This is a genomic window from Streptomyces noursei ATCC 11455 (genome assembly GCF_001704275.1).
In the GTDB taxonomy this organism is placed as follows: Bacteria; Actinomycetota; Actinomycetes; order Streptomycetales; family Streptomycetaceae; genus Streptomyces; species Streptomyces noursei.
Genome location: NZ_CP011533.1, coordinates 5,242,901 through 5,264,941 on the forward strand (window position 1 = coordinate 5,242,901; position 22,041 = coordinate 5,264,941).

At 66.5% G+C, this 22,041-nt stretch carries 20 protein-coding genes; all 20 read left to right on the top strand.

Annotated elements, in window-relative coordinates:
• The first annotated feature begins 154 nt into the window (after positions 1-154).
• On the top strand, positions 155-589 hold the full coding sequence (gene rplK / locus SNOUR_RS22240; RefSeq protein WP_004941595.1) for a 50S ribosomal protein L11: 435 nt from the start codon (positions 155-157) through the stop codon (positions 587-589).
• Positions 590-698: 109 nt separating this feature from the next.
• Entirely contained in the window at positions 699-1,415 is a 717-nt protein-coding gene (rplA, locus tag SNOUR_RS22245; protein ID WP_067349967.1) for a 50S ribosomal protein L1, read from the top strand.
• Between the two features lie 168 nt (positions 1,416-1,583).
• Positions 1,584-2,441, top strand: a complete 858-nt coding sequence (locus SNOUR_RS22250) for an SCO4651 family lipoprotein (RefSeq protein ID WP_312633222.1) — start codon at positions 1,584-1,586, stop codon at positions 2,439-2,441.
• Between the two features lie 308 nt (positions 2,442-2,749).
• The gene (gene rplJ, locus SNOUR_RS22255) at positions 2,750-3,280 is read left to right on the top strand and encodes a 50S ribosomal protein L10 (protein ID WP_039635310.1); all 531 of its coding nucleotides are present in this window, start codon (positions 2,750-2,752) and stop codon (positions 3,278-3,280) included.
• Positions 3,281-3,387: 107 nt separating this feature from the next.
• Entirely contained in the window at positions 3,388-3,774 is a 387-nt protein-coding gene (gene rplL, locus SNOUR_RS22260) for a 50S ribosomal protein L7/L12 (protein ID WP_039635312.1), read from the top strand.
• Between the two features lie 629 nt (positions 3,775-4,403).
• On the top strand, positions 4,404-7,889 hold the full coding sequence (gene rpoB, locus SNOUR_RS22265) for a DNA-directed RNA polymerase subunit beta (protein WP_067349970.1): 3,486 nt from the start codon (positions 4,404-4,406) through the stop codon (positions 7,887-7,889).
• Between the two features lie 98 nt (positions 7,890-7,987).
• Positions 7,988-11,887 (top strand): DNA-directed RNA polymerase subunit beta', encoded by a 3,900-nt coding sequence (locus tag SNOUR_RS22270; RefSeq protein WP_067349972.1) that lies wholly within the window; start codon positions 7,988-7,990, stop codon positions 11,885-11,887.
• Between the two features lie 201 nt (positions 11,888-12,088).
• The gene (locus tag SNOUR_RS22275; protein WP_067358635.1) at positions 12,089-12,577 is read left to right on the top strand and encodes a DUF1707 and DUF4190 domain-containing protein; all 489 of its coding nucleotides are present in this window, start codon (positions 12,089-12,091) and stop codon (positions 12,575-12,577) included.
• A gap of 346 nt (positions 12,578-12,923) precedes the next feature.
• Positions 12,924-13,295: a 30S ribosomal protein S12 gene (gene rpsL / locus SNOUR_RS22280; protein WP_003948652.1), complete on the top strand. Its 372-nt coding sequence runs from the start codon at positions 12,924-12,926 to the stop codon at positions 13,293-13,295.
• 2 nt (positions 13,296-13,297) lie between these two features.
• Positions 13,298-13,768, top strand: coding sequence for a 30S ribosomal protein S7 (gene rpsG, locus SNOUR_RS22285; RefSeq protein ID WP_018538761.1), 471 nt, complete (start codon positions 13,298-13,300; stop codon positions 13,766-13,768).
• Between the two features lie 39 nt (positions 13,769-13,807).
• On the top strand, positions 13,808-15,928 hold the full coding sequence (gene fusA / locus SNOUR_RS22290) for an elongation factor G (RefSeq protein WP_067349975.1): 2,121 nt from the start codon (positions 13,808-13,810) through the stop codon (positions 15,926-15,928).
• A gap of 158 nt (positions 15,929-16,086) precedes the next feature.
• Positions 16,087-17,280 (top strand): elongation factor Tu, encoded by a 1,194-nt coding sequence (tuf, locus tag SNOUR_RS22295; protein WP_039635340.1) that lies wholly within the window; start codon positions 16,087-16,089, stop codon positions 17,278-17,280.
• A gap of 423 nt (positions 17,281-17,703) precedes the next feature.
• Complete coding sequence (gene rpsJ / locus SNOUR_RS22300; RefSeq protein ID WP_003948644.1) at positions 17,704-18,012, top strand: 30S ribosomal protein S10; 309 nt, start codon at positions 17,704-17,706, stop codon at positions 18,010-18,012.
• 14 nt (positions 18,013-18,026) lie between these two features.
• Positions 18,027-18,671 carry a 50S ribosomal protein L3 gene (gene rplC / locus SNOUR_RS22305; protein ID WP_067349978.1) on the top strand — a complete coding sequence of 215 codons (645 nt, stop codon included), beginning with the start codon at positions 18,027-18,029 and terminating at the stop codon, positions 18,669-18,671.
• A gap of 8 nt (positions 18,672-18,679) precedes the next feature.
• Positions 18,680-19,330 (top strand): 50S ribosomal protein L4, encoded by a 651-nt coding sequence (rplD, locus tag SNOUR_RS22310; RefSeq protein ID WP_067349979.1) that lies wholly within the window; start codon positions 18,680-18,682, stop codon positions 19,328-19,330.
• Entirely contained in the window at positions 19,330-19,653 is a 324-nt protein-coding gene (rplW, locus tag SNOUR_RS22315) for a 50S ribosomal protein L23 (RefSeq protein ID WP_039635354.1), read from the top strand. Before rplD ends, rplW begins: the two co-directional genes overlap by 1 nt.
• Before the next feature lie 40 nt (positions 19,654-19,693).
• Positions 19,694-20,530, top strand: coding sequence for a 50S ribosomal protein L2 (gene rplB / locus SNOUR_RS22320; protein WP_016571056.1), 837 nt, complete (start codon positions 19,694-19,696; stop codon positions 20,528-20,530).
• Between the two features lie 12 nt (positions 20,531-20,542).
• Positions 20,543-20,824 (top strand): 30S ribosomal protein S19, encoded by a 282-nt coding sequence (gene rpsS / locus SNOUR_RS22325; RefSeq protein ID WP_043264896.1) that lies wholly within the window; start codon positions 20,543-20,545, stop codon positions 20,822-20,824.
• 44 nt (positions 20,825-20,868) lie between these two features.
• Positions 20,869-21,216 carry a 50S ribosomal protein L22 gene (gene rplV, locus SNOUR_RS22330; RefSeq protein ID WP_039635356.1) on the top strand — a complete coding sequence of 116 codons (348 nt, stop codon included), beginning with the start codon at positions 20,869-20,871 and terminating at the stop codon, positions 21,214-21,216.
• Positions 21,216-22,037, top strand: coding sequence for a 30S ribosomal protein S3 (rpsC, locus tag SNOUR_RS22335; protein ID WP_067349983.1), 822 nt, complete (start codon positions 21,216-21,218; stop codon positions 22,035-22,037). Before rplV ends, rpsC begins: the two co-directional genes overlap by 1 nt.
• The last annotated feature ends 4 nt before the right edge of the window (positions 22,038-22,041 follow it).

The following is a 22,041-nucleotide window of genomic DNA, read 5'->3' on the forward strand; positions in this document are numbered from 1 at the left end:
ACCAGCCACCGATCAGGTCAGACCGGCGTAGAGCCGGTCTGACCTGCGCGGTTTTTGGCCGCACGACAGTACCCGTTATCGTGGTGCGGTATGCCTCCATCCGGATGATCCGGATTGTGGGGCGAACCACCTCTCACTAGGACCCGGAGAGAGCATGCCTCCCAAGAAGAAGAAGGTCACGGGGCTGATCAAGCTCCAGATCCAGGCCGGTGCCGCGAACCCGGCTCCGCCGGTCGGCCCCGCGCTGGGTCAGCACGGCGTCAACATCATGGAGTTCTGCAAGGCCTACAACGCCGCGACCGAGTCGCAGCGTGGCATGGTCGTGCCGGTGGAGATCACGGTCTACGAGGACCGTTCCTTCACCTTCGTCACCAAGACTCCGCCGGCCGCGAAGCTCATCCTGAAGGCCGCGGGCGTGGACAAGGGCTCCGGCGAGCCGCACAAGACCAAGGTCGCCAAGATCACCCGCGACCAGGTCCGCGACATCGCCACCACCAAGATGCCCGACCTGAACGCCAACGACCTGGACGCCGCCGAGAAGATCATCGCCGGCACCGCCCGTTCCATGGGCATCACGGTCGAGGGCTGATCCTCAGCCCCGCACGGCCGTGCGGCGCACGCCGCACGTTGGCTCAGCCCGTGGCAGGACCAGGCGCTGGTCCGTACCACGACTCCACCCCACTGCATCAGGAGCAGAAGTGAAGCGCAGCAAGACTCTTCGCAACGCGGACGCGAAGATCGACCGGGAGCGTCTGTACGCCCCGCTCGAGGCCGTCCGTCTCGCCAAGGACACCTCCTCGGCCAAGTTCGACTCGACCGTCGAGGTCGCCATGCGTCTGGGCGTCGACCCGCGCAAGGCCGACCAGATGGTCCGCGGCACCGTGAACCTCCCGCACGGCACCGGTAAGACCGCCCGGGTCCTGGTCTTCGCGACCGGTGACCGTGCTGCGGCCGCGGAAGCCGCCGGCGCCGACATCGTCGGCTCGGACGAACTGATCGACGAGGTCTCCAAGGGCCGTCTGGACTTCGACGCCGTCGTCGCCACCCCGGACCTCATGGGCAAGGTCGGCCGCCTCGGCCGCGTGCTCGGTCCCCGTGGTCTGATGCCGAACCCGAAGACCGGCACCGTCACCCCGGACGTCGCCAAGGCCGTCACCGACATCAAGGGCGGCAAGATCGAGTTCCGGGTCGACAAGCACTCCAACCTCCACTTCATCATCGGCAAGGTGTCCTTCGACGACGCCAAGCTGGTGGAGAACTACGCCGCGGCGCTGGAGGAGATCACCCGTCTGAAGCCGTCCGCCGCCAAGGGCCGCTACATCAAGAAGGCGACGATCACCACCACCATGGGCCCCGGCGTCCCGGTGGACCCCAACCGCACCCGCAACCTCCTCGTCGAGGACGAGGCCGTCTGATCGTTTCGATCGATGCCTCATAGCGCGTGACGCGTGACGTCAGGCCCCGCTTTCCGTTCGGAGAGCGGGGCCTGACGCGTTCATAACAGGGCCGCCAGGCGCGCTGTCTGCGGCCTGCACTACAGTCCCCTGCGAGGTCCGTAGAGGAAATCAAAGGGGGAGCCTCACGTGCGCAGCACGCGTATAGCCGCCGCCGTCGCGGCGGGAGTCGTCATGATGGCCGGTCTGACCGCTTGCAACAGCGGTGGCGACAAGAGCAACGGCACCGGCGGTGGCAGCGCCAGCGGTGGCAGGAACGACGCGGCGGGGGCGAAGTCCCCGCTGGACGCCGCGCTGGCCTCGCTGAAGACGGCGTCGCAGCAGACGGGCGACAAGAAGTCCGCGCAGATCGACGGCACGCAGAAGCTGGGTCCGGTCACGCGCACGCTGAAGGGCGCGATGGACTGGTCGAACGGGACCAACATGACCCTCGACATCACCACGACCGGTGGGCCGATGGCGACCGGCAAGCCCATGAAGGCGCTGTACACGCCCCAGGCGATGTACGTGAACATGGGCATGCCGATGGGCGGCAAGAGCTGGATCAAGTACGACTACGCAGCCCTGGCCAAGCAGGGTCCGGCCGGCGCCCTGATGAAGGACGCCATACAGAACAACGACCCGGTCAAGTCGGTGAACCTGCTCATCGCCTCCGGCAAGGTCCAGGAGGCCGGCAAGGAGGACGTCCGCGGCGTCCAGGCGACCCACTACACCGGCAAGGTCGCCGTGGCCGAGATGGCCAAGCTGCAGTCCAAGAGCCTCAGCGAGGCCGACCTGAAGGCGCTGGAGGTGCAGCTCAAGAAGGTCGGCGCGACGACGGAGACCATCGACCTGTGGATCGGCCCGGACAACACGCTCGTGAAGAAGCGTGAGCAGGTGGACGGCCAGCAGCCCCAGGACTCCACCGTCTTCTACTCGAACTACGGCACCAAGGTCACCGTGACCCCGCCGCCGGCCGGCGACACCATGGCCGCTCCCGGCACCTGAGCCGTGCGGCCGCGGCGGGGTGTCCCAGACGCCCGCCGCGGCCCCACACGGGCCGATTTGCCTGCGCGTAGGCCCTTCCCGTACGGTGTCCCGGAAGCCAAAGACCGCTGGTTGTCTCTGCGCGTCCGATTCCGGGCGTGTGGTGGCCGAAGGATCCGCTAGCTGCGGACGGCCTGCGCAGGTTGTGTGGAGAGACTCCCGGGCATTTCTGTGTTCGGTCGAGTAACGCCCCGTGCCCTGCGCCGGGGCGTTTGTTTTGCCCAGCCCCTTCTGCGCGGTCCTCATCACCCGGAAGGAGGCCGAGGCTCATGGCGAGGCCCGACAAGGTCACAGCCGTCGACGAGATTGCCGACAAGTTCCGCAACTCGAACGCCGCTGTTGTGACGGCGTACACCGGTCTTACCGTCGCGCAGATCCGGAATCTGCGCCGTTCGCTCGGTGACAACGCTCAGTACCGTGTGGTGAAGAACACGCTGACCAAGATCGCGGCCAAGGAGGCCGGGATCTCTGCGCTGGACGAGCACCTCAGTGGCTCGACGGCCGTCGCCTTCGTTACCGGTGACCCGGTCGAGGCGGCGAAGGGTCTTCGTGACTTCGCCAAGGAGAACCAGAACCTCGTCATCAAGGGCGGCGTCCTTGACGGCAAGGCTCTCTCCGCCGACGAGATCAAGAAGCTTGCGGACCTCGAGTCCCGCGAGGTTCTGCTCAGCAAGCTGGCCGGTGCCTTCAAGGCGAAGCAGTCCCAGGCTGCCTCCGTCTTCCAGGCGCTGCCGTCGAAGCTCGTCCGCACCGTGGACGCGCTGCGCGCCAAGCAGGCCGAGCAGGGCGGTGCCGAGTAATTCGGCTCGCGTCATGATCCGCGCCGTCCCGGCGCGGGTTACAGCGGGCCGCACGCCCGCCGAAATGTACATCCGGCACCAGCCGATTTAGTGGAAGGACCGCCACCATGGCGAAGCTCACCCAGGACGAGCTGCTCGAGCAGTTCGAAGGCATGACCCTCATCGAGCTCTCCGAGTTCGTGAAGGCCTTCGAGGAGAAGTTCGACGTCACCGCTGCCGCCGCTGCCCCGGTCGTCGTCGCCGGTGCCGCCGGTGGCGCCGAGGCCGAGGCCGAGGAGGAGAAGGACGAGTTCGACGTCATCCTCACCGGCGCCGGCGACAAGAAGATCCAGGTCATCAAGGTCGTGCGTGAGCTGACCTCCCTGGGTCTGAAGGAGGCCAAGGACCTCGTCGACGGCACCCCGAAGCCGGTCCTCGAGAAGGTCGCCAAGGACGCCGCGGAGAAGGCCGCCGAGGCCCTCAAGGGCGCCGGCGCCTCCGTCGAGGTCAAGTGACCTTGGTGAGTCTCTGACTCCCGTCCGCCGCGCCTGAGGGCGTAACGCGGACACCGCGAAGGGCGATCACCCATACGGGTGGTCGCCCTTCCGCGTACCCGCCCCGGCTGCGTTGCCCCGCGTCGGAGTGCGAGTATGGTGATCTTCGTTGTCCGGACGCACCTCCATGTGACGATCTCCCAGAGGCGGGGGGCCTTGACGAACCGGACGCGGCGCGCAATTCTCGGGACGCGACGCAGAAGCGGTCCAGGGTTCGAGGCATGGATCGCCGACGAAGAGGGAAGCATCGGTGTGCGCCACTGGCGCAGGGCTTTCGGCAGGCGCAGGGCATTGGGCGGAGAGAAGAACAACGAGGGGCCCCTCCGTTGCGGAGGGGATGACCTCCCGGAGGGAGAAGATCGGGACGCGGTGCGATACCGGTCTTCGGAATCTCGCTCTGGACATCAGTGGGCCATGTGGCTACACTGACCCTTTGCGCTGCCTGTTAGCTGCTCCCTGCCCGTCACCAGGGGCATACCCGAGCCCGAGCAAAGCTAAATGGACCGCCCTGACCTGGGCTTCTCGACCGCTCTGCTCGATTCGGGACCGGTACGCGCGTAGTGAGTCCGAGCCCTCGGAAGGACCCCCTCTTGGCCGCCTCGCGCAACGCCTCGACTGCCAATACGAACAACGGCGACAGCACCGCCCCGCTGCGCATCTCTTTTGCGAAGATCAAGGAGCCCCTCGGGGTTCCTAACCTCCTTGCGCTGCAGACCGAAAGCTTCGACTGGCTGCTCGGCAATGCCGCATGGAAGGGTCGCGTCGAGGCTGCGCTGGAGAGTGGGCAGGAAGTTCCCACCAAGTCCGGTCTGGAAGAGATCTTCGAAGAGATCTCCCCGATCGAGGACTTCTCCGGGTCGATGTCGCTGACGTTCCGCGACCACCGCTTCGAGCCTCCGAAGAACTCCATCGACGAGTGCAAGGAGCGTGACTTCACGTACGCGGCTCCGCTGTTCGTCACCGCGGAGTTCACCAACAACGAGACCGGCGAGATCAAGTCCCAGACGGTCTTCATGGGCGACTTCCCGCTCATGACCAACAAGGGCACCTTCGTCATCAACGGCACCGAGCGTGTCGTGGTGTCGCAGCTGGTCCGCTCGCCGGGTGTGTACTTCGACAGCTCGATCGACAAGACGTCCGACAAGGACATCTTCTCCGCCAAGATCATCCCGTCCCGGGGTGCCTGGCTGGAGATGGAGATCGACAAGCGCGACATGGTCGGTGTGCGTATCGACCGCAAGCGCAAGCAGTCCGTGACCGTCCTGCTCAAGGCGCTCGGTTGGACCACCGAGCAGATCCTCGAGGAGTTCGGCGAGTACGAGTCGATGCGCGCCACCCTGGAGAAGGACCACACCCAGGGCCAGGACGACGCGCTGCTCGACATCTACCGCAAGCTGCGCCCGGGCGAGCCGCCGACCCGCGAGGCCGCGCAGACGCTGCTGGAGAACCTCTACTTCAACCCCAAGCGCTACGACCTCGCCAAGGTCGGCCGCTACAAGGTCAACAAGAAGCTCGGCGGCGACGAGCCGCTGGACGCCGGTGTGCTGACCACCGATGACGTCATCGCCACGATCAAGTACCTGGTCAAGCTGCACGCCGGCGAGACCGAGACGATCGGCGAGAACGGCAACAGCATCGTTGTCGAGACCGACGACATCGACCACTTCGGCAACCGCCGTCTGCGCAACGTCGGCGAGCTGATCCAGAACCAGGTCCGTACGGGTCTCGCCCGTATGGAGCGCGTCGTGCGCGAGCGCATGACCACCCAGGACGTCGAGGCGATCACGCCGCAGACCCTGATCAACATCCGGCCGGTCGTCGCCTCCATCAAGGAGTTCTTCGGCACCAGCCAGCTGTCCCAGTTCATGGACCAGACCAACCCGCTGTCGGGTCTGACCCACAAGCGTCGTCTGTCGGCGCTGGGCCCGGGTGGTCTCTCCCGTGAGCGGGCCGGTCTGGACGTCCGTGACGTGCACCCGTCGCACTACGGCCGCATGTGCCCGATCGAGACCCCCGAAGGCCCGAACATCGGTCTGATCGGCTCGCTCGCGTCCTACGGCCGCGTCAACGTCTTCGGCTTCATCGAGACGCCGTACCGCAAGGTCGTCGACGGCCAGGTCACGGAGGAGGTGGACTACCTCACCGCCGACGAGGAGGACCGCTTCCTGATCGCCCAGGCCAACGCCAAGCTCAGCGACGACCTGCGCTTCGCCGAGCAGCGTGTGCTGGTCCGTCGCCGTGGCGGCGAGGTCGACCTCGTCCCCGCCGACGAGGTGCACTACATGGACGTCTCGCCGCGCCAGATGGTGTCGGCCGCGACCGCCATGATCCCGTTCCTCGAGCACGACGACGCCAACCGCGCGCTCATGGGATCGAACATGATGCGCCAGGCCGTTCCGCTGATCAAGGCGGAGTCGCCGCTGGTCGGCACCGGCATGGAGTACCGCTGCGCGGTCGACGCCGGCGACGTCATCAAGGCCGAGAAGAACGGTGTGGTCCAGGAGGTCTCCGCGGACTACATCACCGTCGCCAACGACGACGGCACGTACACCACGTACCGCGTCGCCAAGTTCACCCGTTCCAACCAGGGCACCTCCTTCAACCAGAAGGTCGTCGTGGACGAGGGCGCGCGGGTCATCGAGGGCCAGGTCCTCGCCGACGGTCCGTCCACGGACGAGGGCGAGATGGCGCTCGGCAAGAACCTGCTCGTGGCGTTCATGCCGTGGGAGGGTCACAACTACGAGGACGCGATCATCCTGTCGCAGCGCCTCGTGCAGGACGACGTCCTCTCCTCGATCCACATCGAGGAGCACGAGGTCGACGCCCGTGACACCAAGCTCGGCCCCGAGGAGATCACCCGGGACATCCCGAACGTCTCCGAGGAGGTCCTCTCCGACCTCGACGAGCGCGGCATCATCCGCATCGGTGCCGAGGTCGTCGCCGGCGACATCCTCGTCGGCAAGGTCACGCCCAAGGGCGAGACCGAGCTGACCCCCGAGGAGCGCCTGCTCCGCGCGATCTTCGGTGAGAAGGCGCGCGAGGTCCGTGACACCTCGCTGAAGGTCCCGCACGGCGAGATCGGCAAGGTCATCGGCGTCCGCGTCTTCGACCGCGAAGAGGGCGACGAGCTGCCGCCGGGCGTGAACCAGCTGGTCCGCGTCTACGTCGCGCAGAAGCGTAAGATCACCGACGGTGACAAGCTTGCCGGCCGCCACGGCAACAAGGGCGTCATCTCGAAGATCCTGCCGGTCGAGGACATGCCGTTCATGGAGGACGGCACCCCGGTCGACATCATCCTCAACCCGCTGGGTGTCCCGTCCCGAATGAACCCGGGACAGGTCCTGGAGATCCACCTCGGCTGGCTCGCCAGCCAGGGCTGGGACGTCTCCAGCCTCGGTGAGGAGTGGGCCCAGCGGCTGCAGGCCATCGGCGCCGACCAGGTCGAGGCGCGCACCAACGTCGCGACCCCGGTCTTCGACGGTGCCCGCGAGGACGAGCTGGCCGGTCTGCTGGAGAACACCATCCCCAACCGCGACGGCGACCGCATGGTCCTCCCGTCCGGCAAGGCGCGGCTGTTCGACGGCCGTTCCGGTGAGCCGTTCCCGGACCCGATCTCGGTCGGGTACATGTACATCCTCAAGCTCCACCACCTGGTCGACGACAAGCTGCACGCCCGCTCGACCGGTCCGTACTCGATGATCACCCAGCAGCCGCTGGGTGGTAAGGCTCAGTTCGGTGGTCAGCGCTTCGGTGAGATGGAGGTGTGGGCGCTGGAGGCTTACGGCGCCGCATACGCCCTCCAGGAGCTGCTGACGATCAAGTCCGACGACGTCACCGGCCGCGTGAAGGTCTACGAGGCCATCGTCAAGGGCGAGAACATCCCCGAGCCCGGCATCCCCGAGTCCTTCAAGGTGCTCATCAAGGAGATGCAGTCCCTGTGCCTCAACGTGGAGGTGCTGTCCTCGGACGGCATGTCCATCGAGATGCGCGACACCGACGAGGACGTCTTCCGCGCTGCGGAGGAGCTCGGCATCGACCTGTCCCGGCGCGAGCCGAGCAGCGTCGAAGAGGTCTGACGGGTCTGGCCGGGAACTCCAAGCCCCACAGAGCTCCCGGCCCCGCCCCGGACCCCGACAGACCATAGAGACACGACCCTGAGAGGGATTGACGCATAGTGCTCGACGTCAACTTCTTCGACGAGCTGCGGATCGGCCTTGCCACCGCTGACGACATCCGTCAGTGGTCCCACGGCGAGGTCAAGAAGCCGGAGACCATCAACTACCGCACCCTCAAGCCCGAAAAGGACGGACTCTTCTGCGAGAAGATCTTCGGTCCTACCCGGGACTGGGAGTGCTACTGCGGTAAGTACAAGCGCGTCCGCTTCAAGGGCATCATCTGCGAGCGCTGCGGCGTCGAGGTCACTCGCGCCAAGGTGCGTCGTGAGCGGATGGGCCACATCGAGCTGGCCGCTCCTGTCACCCACATCTGGTACTTCAAGGGTGTGCCGAGCCGGCTGGGCTACCTGCTGGACCTCGCGCCGAAGGACCTCGAGAAGGTCATCTACTTCGCCGCGTACATGATCACGTTCGTGGACGAGGAGCGCCGCACCCGCGACCTGCCCTCGCTGGAGGCCCACGTCTCCGTCGAGCGCCAGCAGATCGAGCAGCGCCGCGACTCCGACCTGGAGGCCCGCGCCAAGAAGCTCGAGACCGACCTGGCCGAGCTCGAGGCCGAGGGCGCCAAGGCCGATGCCCGCCGCAAGGTGCGCGAGGGTGCCGAGCGTGAGATGAAGCAGCTGCGCGACCGTGCGCAGCGCGAGATCGACCGCCTCGACGAGGTCTGGAACCGCTTCAAGAACCTCAAGGTCCAGGACCTGGAGGGCGACGAGCTCCTCTACCGCGAGCTGCGTGACCGCTTCGGCACGTACTTCGACGGCTCGATGGGCGCCGCCGCGCTGCAGAAGCGCCTGGAGACCTTCGACCTGGACGAGGAGGCCGAGCGCCTCCGCGAGATCATCCGGACCGGCAAGGGCCAGAAGAAGACCCGTGCGCTCAAGCGCCTCAAGGTCGTCTCCGCCTTCCTGCAGACCCGCAACAGCCCCAAGGGCATGGTGCTGGACTGCATCCCGGTGATCCCGCCGGACCTGCGTCCGATGGTGCAGCTGGACGGTGGCCGCTTCGCGACCTCCGACCTGAACGACCTGTACCGCCGCGTCATCAACCGCAACAACCGCCTGAAGCGGCTTCTCGACCTCGGCGCGCCCGAGATCATCGTGAACAACGAGAAGCGCATGCTCCAGGAGGCCGTCGACGCGCTCTTCGACAACGGCCGTCGTGGTCGCCCGGTCACGGGCCCCGGCAACCGCCCGCTGAAGTCGCTGTCCGACATGCTCAAGGGCAAGCAGGGTCGCTTCCGTCAGAACCTGCTCGGTAAGCGTGTGGACTACTCCGCGCGTTCCGTCATCGTCGTCGGCCCGCAGCTGAAGCTGCACCAGTGCGGTCTGCCCAAGGCCATGGCGCTGGAGCTCTTCAAGCCGTTCGTGATGAAGCGCCTGGTGGACCTCAACCACGCGCAGAACATCAAGTCGGCCAAGCGCATGGTCGAGCGCGGCCGCACCGTGGTGTACGACGTCCTCGAAGAGGTCATCGCCGAGCACCCGGTGCTGCTGAACCGTGCGCCCACCCTGCACCGCCTCGGCATCCAGGCCTTCGAGCCGCAGCTGGTCGAGGGCAAGGCCATCCAGATCCACCCGCTCGTCTGCACCGCGTTCAACGCGGACTTCGACGGTGACCAGATGGCCGTCCACCTGCCGCTCTCCGCGGAGGCGCAGGCCGAGGCCCGCATCCTGATGCTGTCCTCGAACAACATCCTCAAGCCGGCCGACGGCCGTCCGGTCACCATGCCGACCCAGGACATGGTGCTGGGCCTCTTCTTCCTCACCACGGACGAGGAGGAGCGCGAGGTCAAGGGTGAGGGCCGCTCGTTCTCCTCGGTCTCCGAGGCAATCATGGCCTTCGACGCCCGCGAGCTCTCGCTCCAGGCGAAGGTCGACATCCGCTTCCCGATCGGCACGGTGCCGCCGCGCGGCTGGACCCCGCCGGCCCCGGTCGAGGGCGAGCCGGAGTGGCAGCAGGGCGACAGCTTCCGGCTGCGGACGACCCTGGGCCGCGCGCTCTTCAACGAGCTGCTGCCCGAGGACTACCCGTTCGTCGACTACTCGGTGGGCAAGAAGCAGCTCTCCGCGATCGTCAACGACCTGGCCGAGCGGTACCCGAAGGTCATCGTGGCGGCGACGCTCGACAACCTGAAGGCGTCCGGCTTCTACTGGGCCACCCGTTCCGGCGTCACCGTCGCCGTCTCCGACATCGTCGTGCCGGAGGCCAAGAAGGCGATCGTCTCCGGTTACGAGGCGCAGGACGAGAAGGTCCAGAAGCAGTACGAGCGCGGTCTGATCACCAAGGACGAGCGCACGCAGGAACTCATCAACATCTGGACCAAGGCGACCAACGAGGTTGCCGAGGCGATGAATGAGAACTTCCCGAAGACCAACCCCATCTTCATGATGGTGGACTCGGGTGCGCGCGGAAACATGATGCAGATGCGTCAGATCGCGGGTATGCGTGGTCTGGTGTCGAACGCCAAGAACGAGACGATCCCGCGTCCGATCAAGGCGTCGTTCCGCGAGGGTCTGTCCGTGCTGGAGTACTTCATCTCCACCCACGGTGCCCGTAAGGGTCTGGCGGACACCGCCCTGCGTACCGCCGACTCCGGTTACCTCACCCGTCGTCTGGTCGACGTCTCCCAGGACGTCATCATTCGCGAGGAGGACTGCGGCACCGAGCGCGGCCTGAAGCTGCGGATCGGTTCGAAGGGTGCCGACGGCATCCTGCGCAAGGCGGACGACGTCGAGTCCTCCGTGTACGCGCGGATGCTGGCCGAGGACGTCGTGGTGGACGGCAAGGTCGTCGCCCCGGCCAACGTCGACCTCGGTGACGTGCTGATCGACCAGCTGATCATGCACGGCGTCGAAGAGGTCAAGACCCGCTCGGTCCTGACCTGTGAGTCCGCGGTCGGCACCTGTGCCTTCTGCTACGGCCGTTCGCTGGCCACCGGCAAGCTGGTCGACATCGGTGAGGCGGTCGGCATCATCGCCGCCCAGTCCATCGGTGAGCCCGGCACCCAGCTGACCATGCGTACCTTCCACACCGGTGGTGTGGCCGGTGACGACATCACCCTGGGTCTGCCGCGTGTCGTCGAGCTCTTCGAGGCCCGTACGCCCAAGGGTGTCGCCCCGATCTCGGAGGCGGCCGGCCGCGTCCGCATCGAGGAGACCGAGAAGACCAAGAAGGTCATCGTCACCCCGGACGACGGCAGCGACGAGATGCCGTACGGCGTCTCCAAGCGTGCCCGTCTGCTGGTCGGCGAGGGCGACCACGTGGTGGTCGGCCAGCCGCTGACCGTCGGTGCCATCAACCCGCACGACGTGCTGCGGATCCTCGGTCAGCGTGCGGTCCAGGTCCACCTGGTCGGCGAAGTCCAGAAGGTCTACAACTCGCAGGGCGTGGCGATCCACGACAAGCACATCGAGATCATCATCCGGCAGATGCTGCGCCGCGTGACGATCATCGAGTCCGGCGACGCGGAGCTGCTGCCGGGCGAGCTGGTGGAGCGTTCGAAGTTCGAGGGCGAGAACCGTCGCGTGGTGGCGGAAGGCGGCCACCCGGCCTCCGGCCGTCCGCAGCTGATGGGTATCACCAAGGCTTCGCTGGCGACGGAATCCTGGCTGTCGGCCGCCTCCTTCCAGGAGACGACCCGAGTGCTGACGGACGCGGCGATCAACGCCAAGTCCGACAGCCTCATCGGCCTCAAGGAGAACGTCATCATCGGTAAGCTCATCCCGGCCGGTACGGGCCTGTCCCGTTACCGCAACATCCGGGTCGAGCCCACCGAGGAGGCCAAGGCCGCGATGTACTCGGCCGTCGGTTACGACGACATCGACTACTCGCCCTTCGGCACCGGCTCCGGCCAGGCGGTCCCGCTGGAGGACTACGACTACGGTCCGTACAACCAGTAAGGCCATATCGCGTCAGCAGGGCGGTCACCCCACGGGGTGGCCGCCCTGCGGCGTTCGCGGTGCCAAGGGAACTCGTCCTCCCAATGCTGCGTCTGTGATGAGAGGATGGGGACAACTGTTGAGCGGGGGGAGGTTCGCGACATGGCATTCCAGCCGTGGCAGGGTGGGCAGCCCGCGCAGAACCCGTATCAGGCGCCGGCCATGCGGGCCTCGCACGCGGATCGCGAGCGGGCGGTCGACGTGCTGAAGGCGGGGTTCGCCGAGGGGCGGCTGGCGCAGTCCGAGTACGAGCAGCGGATGTCCCGGGCCTATCAGGCGCAGACCCACGCCGAGCTCCAGATGCTGGTCGCCGACCTGCCGCAGGGACCGGTGCCGCAGGCGGAGTTCGCGCCGCGACCGATGATGCCCGCGGTGCCCGCCACGTTCCTCCCGATGCAGATGCCGATGCCGCAGCCGACCAACGGCGCGGCGACGGGCGCGCTGGTGTGCGGGCTGATAGGGCCGTTGACCTGGGGGCTGACGTCGATCCCCGCGGTGGTCCTGGGGCACAAGGCGCGGGCCGAGATCCGGCGCACGGGTCAGCGGGGCGACGGCCAGGCGGTCGCCGGCCTGGTGCTCGGCTGGCTCGGGATCGGCGCCTGGGCACTGTTCTTCCTGGTGGTGGCGTTGGTCGCGGTGTCCCGCGGCTGAGGGCCGTGTGCCTTCTTCCGTAGCGCAGTCGAGCGCACTACCGTGGCGGCAGCGCGGGCGGAGTCCGGCGTGTCCTTCGCGTGTGCATTTGTTTTGACCGCAGCCAATGCGCTAGGTACGCTCTGACCTTGTGCCTGGGGTGTCCCTGGGCTGCCGTGCGCGCCTTCTCCCGCCAGTTCCGGCCGGAGAGTCCCGGCAGCACGGAAGCCGGGTTTTGACACCGCAATCTGCCGCCGCCCTCGTTCCAGCGAGGCAGGTCTGCAGTATTCGACACACCCGACCGCGTGGGTCGGGGAATGTTCCAGGTTAGCTTTACCGAGACTGGCACACAGAAACCGGAGAAGTAGTGCCTACGATCCAGCAGCTGGTCCGTAAGGGCCGGCAGGACAAGGTCGAGAAGAACAAGACGCCCGCACTTGAGGGTTCGCCCCAGCGCCGTGGCGTCTGCACGCGTGTGTTCACGACCACCCCGAAGAAGCCGAACTCGGCCCTGCGTAAGGTCGCGCGTGTGCGTCTGACCAGTGGGATCGAGGTCACCGCTTACATTCCGGGTGAGGGCCACAACCTGCAGGAGCACTCGATCGTGCTCGTGCGTGGCGGCCGTGTGAAGGACCTGCCGGGTGTTCGGTACAAGATCATCCGCGGCTCCCTCGACACGCAGGGCGTCAAGAACCGCAAGCAGGCTCGCAGCCGCTACGGCGCCAAGAAGGAGAAGTAAGAATGCCTCGTAAGGGCCCCGCCCCGAAGCGCCCGGTCATCATCGACCCGGTCTACGGCTCTCCTCTGGTGACCTCCCTCATCAACAAGGTGCTGCTGAACGGCAAGCGCTCCACCGCCGAGCGCATCGTCTACGGCGCCATGGAGGGTCTGCGTGAGAAGACCGGCACCGACCCGGTCATCACGCTGAAGCGCGCGCTGGAGAACATCAAGCCGACCCTTGAGGTCAAGTCCCGCCGTGTCGGTGGCGCGACCTACCAGGTCCCGGTCGAGGTCAAGCCCGGCCGCGCCGCCACCCTCTCGCTCCGCTGGCTCGTGGGCTACTCCCGCGCCCGCCGCGAGAAGACCATGACCGAGCGCCTCATGAACGAACTGCTCGACGCCTCCAACGGCCTCGGCGCTTCGGTCAAGAAGCGTGAGGACACGCACAAGATGGCCGAGTCCAACAAGGCCTTCGCGCACTACCGCTGGTAGTCGCAACCCCCATCGAGACCGAGAGAAGATTGAGCCACTATGGCTACCACTTCGCTTGACCTGGCCAAGGTCCGCAACATCGGGATCATGGCCCACATCGACGCGGGCAAGACGACCACCACCGAGCGGATCCTGTTCTACACCGGTGTTTCGTACAAGATCGGTGAAGTCCACGACGGCGCTGCCACGATGGACTGGATGGAGCAGGAGCAGGAGCGCGGCATCACGATCACGTCTGCCGCGACGACCTGCCACTGGCCGCTGGACAACGTCGACAACACCATCAACATCATCGACACCCCGGGCCACGTCGACTTCACCGTCGAGGTGGAGCGCTCGCTGCGCGTGCTCGACGGTGCGGTGACGGTGTTCGACGGCGTTGCCGGTGTCGAGCCCCAGTCCGAGACCGTTTGGCGTCAGGCGGACCGCTACGGCGTTCCGCGTATCTGCTTCGTCAACAAGCTCGACCGTACGGGTGCCGAGTTCCACCGCTGCGTCGACATGATCTCGGATCGCCTGGGTGCGACCCCGATCGTGATGCAGCTGCCGATCGGCACCGAGATGGACTTCAAGGGCGTCGTCGACCTCGTGACGATGAAGGCCCTGGTCTGGTCGGCCGAGGCCGCCAAGGGCGAGATGTACGACACCGTCGACATCCCGGACACGCACATCGAGGCTGCCGACGAATGGCGCGGCAAGCTCCTCGAGACCGTGGCCGAGAACGACGAAGAGGTCATGGAGCTGTACCTGGAGGGCCAGGAGCCCACCGTGGAGCAGCTCTACGCCGCGATCCGTCGTATCACCATCGCCTCCGGCAAGGCCGACGTCGTCACCGTCACCCCGGTGTTCTGCGGTACCGCGTTCAAGAACAAGGGCGTGCAGCCCCTGCTCGACGCGGTCGTGCGCTACCTCCCCTCCCCGCTGGACGTCGAGGCCATCGAGGGCCACGCGGTCAACGACCCGGAGGAGATCGTCAAGCGCAAGCCGTCCGACGACGAGCCGCTGGCCGCCCTTGCGTTCAAGATCGCGAGCGACCCCCACCTGGGCAAGCTCACCTTCATCCGGGTGTACTCGGGCCGCCTCGAGGCCGGCACGCAGGTGCAGAACTCGGTGAAGGGCAAGAAGGAGCGCATCGGCAAGATCTACCGGATGCACGCGAACAAGCGTGAGGAGATCGACGCGGTGGGTGCCGGCGACATCGTCGCCGTCATGGGTCTGAAGCAGACCACCACCGGCGAGACCCTCTGCGACGCGGGCTCCCCGGTGATCCTGGAGTCGATGGAGTTCCCGGCCCCGGTCATCCAGGTCGCCATCGAGCCCAAGTCCAAGGGCGACCAGGAGAAGCTGGGTGTCGCCATCCAGCGCCTGGCCGAAGAGGACCCCTCGTTCCAGGTGCACACCGACGAGGAGACCGGCCAGACCATCATCGCGGGTATGGGCGAGCTGCACCTCGACGTGCTGGTCGACCGTATGAAGCGTGAGTTCCGGGTCGAGGCCAACGTCGGCAAGCCGCAGGTCGCCTACCGCGAGACCCTGCGCAAGCCGGTCGAGCGTCTCGACTACACGCACAAGAAGCAGACTGGTGGTTCCGGCCAGTTCGCTAAGGTGCAGATCGCCATCGAGCCGCTTGAGGGCGACGGGTACGAGTTCGAGAACAAGGTCACCGGTGGCCGCATCCCGCGGGAGTACATCCCGTCCGTGGACGCGGGCTGCCAGGAGGCCATGGAGTTCGGTGTTCTCGCCGGCTACCCGCTGACCGGTGTCAAGGTCACGCTCCTCGACGGCGCGTTCCACGAGGTCGACTCGTCGGAAATGGCGTTCAAGATCGCCGGTTCGATGGCCTTCAAGGAGGCCGCCCGCAAGGCCAGCCCGGCCCTGCTCGAGCCGATGATGAAGGTCGAGGTCACCACGCCCGAGGACTACATGGGCGACGTGATCGGCGACATCAACTCCCGCCGTGGTCAGATCGAGGCCATGGAGGACCGCGCCGGCGCCAAGCTCGTCACGGGCCTGGTTCCGCTCTCGGAGATGTTCGGCTACGTCGGAGACCTCCGCAGCAAGACGTCGGGTCGCGCCAGCTACTCGATGCAGTTCGACTCCTACGCCGAGGTTCCGCGGAACGTCGCCGAGGAGATCATCGCGAAGGCCAAGGGCGAGTAACTCACCCGTCGAGTTCACGCTCTAGGCTTGACTCCGGAACCCGTAGGGGCCGTTCCGCCGCAACAGCGGAGGAACGCCCCTCGGGCCCGGGCTATCCAGCAAAGATCACCTGGCGCCGATGAGTAAGGCGTACAGAACCACTCCACAGGAGGACCCCAGTGGCGAAGGCGAAGTTCGAGCGGACTAAGCCGCACGTCAACATCGGCACCATCGGTCACATTGACCACGGTAAGACGACCCTCACGGCCGCCATTACCAAGGTGCTGCACGACGCGTACCCGGACCTGAACGAGGCCTCGGCCTTCGACCAGATCGACAAGGCTCCTGAGGAGCGCCAGCGCGGTATCACCATCTCGATCGCGCACGTCGAGTACCAGACCGAGACGCGTCACTACGCCCACGTCGACTGCCCCGGTCACGCGGACTACATCAAGAACATGATCACGGGTGCCGCGCAGATGGACGGCGCCATCCTCGTGGTCGCCGCCACCGACGGCCCGATGCCGCAGACCAAGGAGCACGTGCTCCTGGCCCGCCAGGTCGGCGTTCCGTACATCGTTGTCGCCCTGAACAAGGCCGACATGGTGGACGACGAGGAGATCCTGGAGCTCGTCGAGCTCGAGGTCCGTGAGCTCCTCTCCGAGTACGAGTTCCCGGGCGACGACGTTCCGGTCGTCAAGGTCTCCGCTCTGAAGGCCCTCGAGGGCGACAAGGAGTGGGGCAACACCGTCCTCGAGCTGATGAAGGCCGTCGACGAGTCGATCCCGCAGCCCGAGCGCGACGTCGACAAGCCGTTCCTGATGCCGATCGAGGACGTCTTCACGATCACCGGTCGTGGCACCGTCGTCACCGGTCGTATCGAGCGTGGTGTCCTCAAGGTCAACGAGACCGTCGACATCATCGGCATCAAGACCGAGAAGACCTCCACCACGGTCACCGGTATCGAGATGTTCCGCAAGCTGCTCGACGAGGGCCAGGCCGGTGAGAACGTCGGTCTGCTGCTCCGCGGCATCAAGCGCGAGGACGTCGAGCGCGGCCAGGTCATCATCAAGCCGGGCTCGGTCACCCCGCACACCGAGTTCGAGGCGCAGGCCTACATCCTCTCCAAGGACGAGGGTGGCCGCCACACGCCGTTCTTCAACAACTACCGTCCGCAGTTCTACTTCCGTACGACTGACGTGACCGGTGTTGTGACCCTCCCCGAGGGCACCGAGATGGTCATGCCGGGTGACAACACCGAGATGAAGGTGGACCTCATCCAGCCTGTCGCCATGGAGGAGGGCCTGAAGTTCGCCATCCGTGAGGGTGGTCGGACCGTCGGCGCCGGCCAGGTCACCAAGATCGTCAAGTAAGACGGTCCGGTTGATCCGGTAGCTCTCCGGAGCATCCAGGAAGCCCCGCTCACCATCAGGTGGGCGGGGCTTCTTGACAGTCGGGGCTCGATTGGCCTTACGCAACCCGCGTATGGCACACTGTCCAGGTTGCTCGGTTGAGTGCCGATGCTGCGCGCCTCCCGCCGGGAGGACTGGAAGCGAGTCCCAGGTATTCGTCGCCCCTTTTCAGGGGCGGAAGTACGGGAATCTTCCGGGAAGTGTCAGCGGGGTGCCTCTTCCAGGCGCCCGGTGGGTGTTCTTCCCCCACGCTCTCCTCCTCGAGGGATCTTCCATGTGGAGATTTACGAGAAGGGGTGCGACACGCCCGACCGCGTGGGTCGGAGAAGAACGGTGACCTCCCGGGTCCCAGAGCGTTACGAGAGACAGGACTACGAAGTAGCCATGGCGGGACAGAAGATCCGCATCCGGCTCAAGGCCTACGACCACGAGGTCATCGACTCCTCGGCGAAGAAGATCGTCGAGACGGTGACCCGCACTGGTGCGTCGGTCGCGGGCCCGGTGCCGCTGCCCACTGAGAAGAACGTGTACTGCGTCATCAAGTCGCCGCACAAGTACAAGGACTCGCGCGAGCACTTCGAGATGCGCACGCACAAGCGCCTGATCGACATCCTCGACCCGACGCCCAAGACCGTTGACTCGCTGATGCGCCTGGACCTTCCGGCCGGCGTTGACATCGAGATCAAGCTCTGAGAGGCGCGGAAGAGATGGCTAAGCAGATCAAGGGGCTCCTGGGCGAGAAGCTCGGCATGACCCAGGTCTGGGACGAGAACAACCGTGTCGTCCCGGTGACCGTGGTGAAGGCCGGCCCCTGCGTCGTTACCCAGGTGCGCACCAATGACCAGGACGGCTACGACTCCGTCCAGATCGCCTTCGGCGAGATCGACCCGCGCAAGGTGAACAAGCCCCTCAAGGGCCACTTCGCGAAGGCCGACGTCACCCCCCGTCGCCACCTCGTCGAGGTCCGTACCGCCGACGCGAGCGAGTACAGCCTCGGCCAGGAGCTCAGCGCCGACGTCTTCGAGGCGGGCGTGAAGGTGGACGTGACCGGCAAGAGCAAGGGCAAGGGCTTCGCCGGTGTCATGAAGCGTCACGGCTTCGGCGGTGGCAAGGCTTCGCACGGTGCCCACCGCGTGCACCGCAAGCCGGGCTCCATCGGTGGCTGCGCCACCCCGGGCCGCGTGTTCAAGGGCATGCGGATGGCCGGCCGTATGGGCAATGAGCGGGTCACCACCCAGAACCTGACCGTCCACGCCGTTGACGCGGAGAAGGGTCTGCTGCTCATCAAGGGCGCAGTTCCTGGTCCGAACGGCGGCCTCGTCCTGGTCCGTACCGCGGCCAAGGGGGCCTGAGGTAACCGATGAGCACCATTGACATCCTTTCGCCGGCAGGCGACAAGGCCGGGACCGTCGAGCTCCCCACGGAGATCTTCGACGCCAAGGTCAGCATCCCGCTGATCCACCAGGTCGTCGTCGCGCAGCTGGCCGCTGCCCGTCAGGGCACGCACAAGACCAAGACCCGCGGCGAGGTCCGTGGCGGTGGCAAGAAGCCGTACCGCCAGAAGGGCACCGGCCGTGCGCGCCAGGGTTCGACCCGTGCGCCGCAGTTCGCCGGTGGTGGCGTCGTCCACGGCCCCGTGCCGCGTGACTACAGCCAGCGGACCCCGAAGAAGATGAAGGCCGCCGCGCTGCGCGGTGCCCTCTCCGACCGGGCCCGCCACAGCCGCATCCACGTCGTCTCCGGCGTGGTCGAGGGCGCGGTGTCCACCAAGGCCGCCAAGGGCCTGTTCGGCAAGATCAGCGAGCGGAAGAACCTGCTCCTGGTCGCCGAGCGCTCCGACGAGGCCGCGTGGCTGTCCGCCCGTAACCTGCCCCAGGTGCACATCCTGGAGCCGGGCCAGCTGAACACGTACGACGTGCTCGTCTCCGACGACGTGGTCTTCACCAAGGCCGCCTTCGAGTCCTTCGTGTCTGGCCCCAAGGCCGTTGAGACCGAAGGGAGCGACGCCTGATGACTGAGGCCGTCGTCACCAGCAAGACCTTCACGGACCCGCGCGACGTCCTCGTCAAGCCGGTTGTTTCCGAGAAGAGCTACGCGCTGCTGGACGAGAACAAGTACACGTTCATCGTCGACCCGCGCGCCAACAAGACCCAGATCAAGCAGGCCGTCCAGGCGGTCTTCTCGGTCAAGGTCACCGGGGTCAACACGATCAACCGGCAGGGCAAGCGCAAGCGCACCCGCACCGGTTTCGGGAAGCGTGCCAACACCAAGCGCGCCATCGTGACCCTCGCCGAGGGCGACCGTATCGACATCTTCGGCGGTCCGACCGCCTAACGGCGGTCCGGATCGTCCGAAATCGGACGAGGACTGAGAAATGGGTATCCGCAAGTACAAGCCGACGACCCCGGGCCGTCGTGGCTCCAGCGTCGCCGACTTTGTCGAGATCACGCGGTCCACGCCGGAGAAGTCGCTGGTCCGCCCGCTGCACAGCAAGGGCGGCCGTAACAACGCCGGTCGTGTGACCGTTCGCCACCAGGGCGGTGGCCACAAGCGCGCCTACCGTGTGATCGACTTCCGTCGTCACGACAAGGACGGCGTGCCGGCCAAGGTCGCGCACATCGAGTACGACCCCAACCGCACCGCGCGCATCGCGCTCCTGCACTACGCGGACGGCGAGAAGCGCTACATCATCGCCCCGCGCGGCCTGCAGCAGGGTGACCGGATTGAGAACGGCGCTGGCGCCGACATCAAGCCGGGCAACAACCTGCCGCTGCGCAACATCCCGGTCGGTACGACCATCCACGCGATCGAGCTGCGGCCCGGCGGTGGCGCGAAGTTCGCCCGTTCCGCGGGTGCCTCCGTGCAGCTGCTGGCGCGGGAGGGCTCCATGGCCCACCTGCGTATGCCGTCCGGTGAGATCCGCCTGGTCGACGTCCGCTGCCGCGCCACTGTCGGCGAGGTCGGCAACGCCGAGCAGTCGAACATCAACTGGGGTAAGGCCGGCCGCATGCGCTGGAAGGGCGTTCGCCCGACCGTGCGTGGTGTCGTGATGAACCCGGTTGACCACCCGCACGGTGGTGGTGAGGGCAAGACTTCCGGTGGTCGCCACCCGGTCTCGCCCTGGGGCAAGAAGGAGGGTCGTACTCGCTCGCCGAAGAAGGCCAGCAACAAGTACATCGTCCGCCGCCGCAAGACGAACAAGAAGCGCTAGGAGCGGGTTTAGATGCCGCGCAGTCTCAAGAAGGGGCCCTTCGTCGACGACCACCTTGCCAAGAAGGTGGACACGCAGAACGAAGCCGGCACCAAGAACGTCATCAAGACCTGGTCCCGCCGCTCCATGATCGTCCCGGCCATGCTCGGCCACACGATCGCGGTGCACGACGGCCGCAAGCACGTCCCGGTGTTCGTCACCGAGTCGATGGTCGGCCACAAGCTCGGCGAGTTTGCGCCGACCCGCACCTTCCGTGGCCACGAGAAGGACGACCGCAAGTCGCGTCGTCGCTGATCGACCGGAGTGCGAAGACTATGACTGACACCGAAGGGACAACCATGGAAGCCAGGGCCCAGGCGCGGTACATCCGCGTCACGCCCATGAAGGCCCGCCGCGTGGTGGACCTTATCCGTGGCATGGACGCCACGGAGGCTCAGGCGGTCCTGCGTTTCGCCCCGCAGGCCGCGAGCGTGCCCGTGGGCAAGGTGCTGGACAGCGCCATTGCCAATGCCGCGCACAACTACGACCACTCGGACGCCTCCACGCTGTACGTCAGCGCGGCGTACGTGGATGAGGGCCCGACCCTGAAGCGGATCCGTCCGGGCGGCCAGGGCCGTGTCTACCGGATCCTCAAGCGGACCAGCCACATCACCGTGGTCGTCAGCAGCAAGGAAGGAACCCGGTAATGGGCCAGAAGGTAAACCCGCACGGGTTCCGGCTCGGCGTGACGACGGACTTCAAGTCCCGCTGGTACGCCGACAAGCTGTACAAGGACTACGTCAAGGAAGACGTCGCCATTCGTCGCATGATGACGAAGGGCATGGAGCGCGCCGGTATCTCCAAGGTGGAGATCGAGCGCACCCGTGAGCGCGTCCGCGTTGACATCCACACCGCTCGCCCGGGCATCGTCATCGGCCGCCGCGGCGCCGAGGCCGACCGCATCCGCGGTGAGCTGGAGAAGCTGACCGGCAAGCAGGTCCAGCTGAACATCCTCGAGGTCAAGAACCCCGAGACCGATGCTCAGCTCGTGGCCCAGGCCGTCGCCGAGCAGCTCTCGTCCCGCGTCTCCTTCCGTCGCGCCATGCGTAAGAGCATGCAGTCGACGATGAAGGCCGGCGCCAAGGGCATCAAGATCCAGTGTGGTGGCCGTCTCGGCGGCGCCGAGATGTCCCGCTCGGAGTTCTACCGCGAGGGCCGTGTGCCCCTGCACACGCTCCGCGCGAACGTCGACTACGGCTTCTTCGAGGCCAAGACCACCTTCGGCCGCATCGGCGTGAAGGTCTGGATCTACAAGGGCGACGTCAAGAACATCGCCGAGGTGCGTGCCGAGAACGCCGCCGCCCGTGCGGGCAACCGCCCGGCCCGCGGTGGCAACGAGCGCCCGCGCCGCGGTGGCGAGCGTGGCGGTCGCGGCCGCAAGCCGCAGCAGCAGGCTCCCGCCGCCGAGGCCCCCAAGGCCGAGGCCGCTGCCTCTGCTCCGGCGGAGAACCCTGGAACGGAGGGCTGACCGA

What these genes read in the sequence shown, in the direction of transcription:
- rplK (WP_004941595.1), top strand. Translation starts at nt 155, where the DNA reads ATGCCTCCCAAGAAGAAGAAGGTCACGGGGCTGATCAAGCTCCAGATC.
- rplJ (WP_039635310.1), top strand. Translation starts at nt 2,750, where the DNA reads ATGGCGAGGCCCGACAAGGTCACAGCCGTCGACGAGATTGCCGACAAG.
- rplL (WP_039635312.1), top strand. Translation starts at nt 3,388, where the DNA reads ATGGCGAAGCTCACCCAGGACGAGCTGCTCGAGCAGTTCGAAGGCATG.
- SNOUR_RS22275 (WP_067358635.1), top strand. Translation starts at nt 12,089, where the DNA reads ATGCGGGCCTCGCACGCGGATCGCGAGCGGGCGGTCGACGTGCTGAAG.
- rpsG (WP_018538761.1), top strand. Translation starts at nt 13,298, where the DNA reads ATGCCTCGTAAGGGCCCCGCCCCGAAGCGCCCGGTCATCATCGACCCG.
- fusA (WP_067349975.1), top strand. Translation starts at nt 13,808, where the DNA reads ATGGCTACCACTTCGCTTGACCTGGCCAAGGTCCGCAACATCGGGATC.
- rpsJ (WP_003948644.1), top strand. Translation starts at nt 17,704, where the DNA reads ATGGCGGGACAGAAGATCCGCATCCGGCTCAAGGCCTACGACCACGAG.
- rplC (WP_067349978.1), top strand. Translation starts at nt 18,027, where the DNA reads ATGGCTAAGCAGATCAAGGGGCTCCTGGGCGAGAAGCTCGGCATGACC.
- rplD (WP_067349979.1), top strand. Translation starts at nt 18,680, where the DNA reads ATGAGCACCATTGACATCCTTTCGCCGGCAGGCGACAAGGCCGGGACC.
- rplW (WP_039635354.1), top strand. Translation starts at nt 19,330, where the DNA reads ATGACTGAGGCCGTCGTCACCAGCAAGACCTTCACGGACCCGCGCGAC.
- rplB (WP_016571056.1), top strand. Translation starts at nt 19,694, where the DNA reads ATGGGTATCCGCAAGTACAAGCCGACGACCCCGGGCCGTCGTGGCTCC.
- rpsS (WP_043264896.1), top strand. Translation starts at nt 20,543, where the DNA reads ATGCCGCGCAGTCTCAAGAAGGGGCCCTTCGTCGACGACCACCTTGCC.
- rplV (WP_039635356.1), top strand. Translation starts at nt 20,869, where the DNA reads ATGGAAGCCAGGGCCCAGGCGCGGTACATCCGCGTCACGCCCATGAAG.
- rpsC (WP_067349983.1), top strand. Translation starts at nt 21,216, where the DNA reads ATGGGCCAGAAGGTAAACCCGCACGGGTTCCGGCTCGGCGTGACGACG.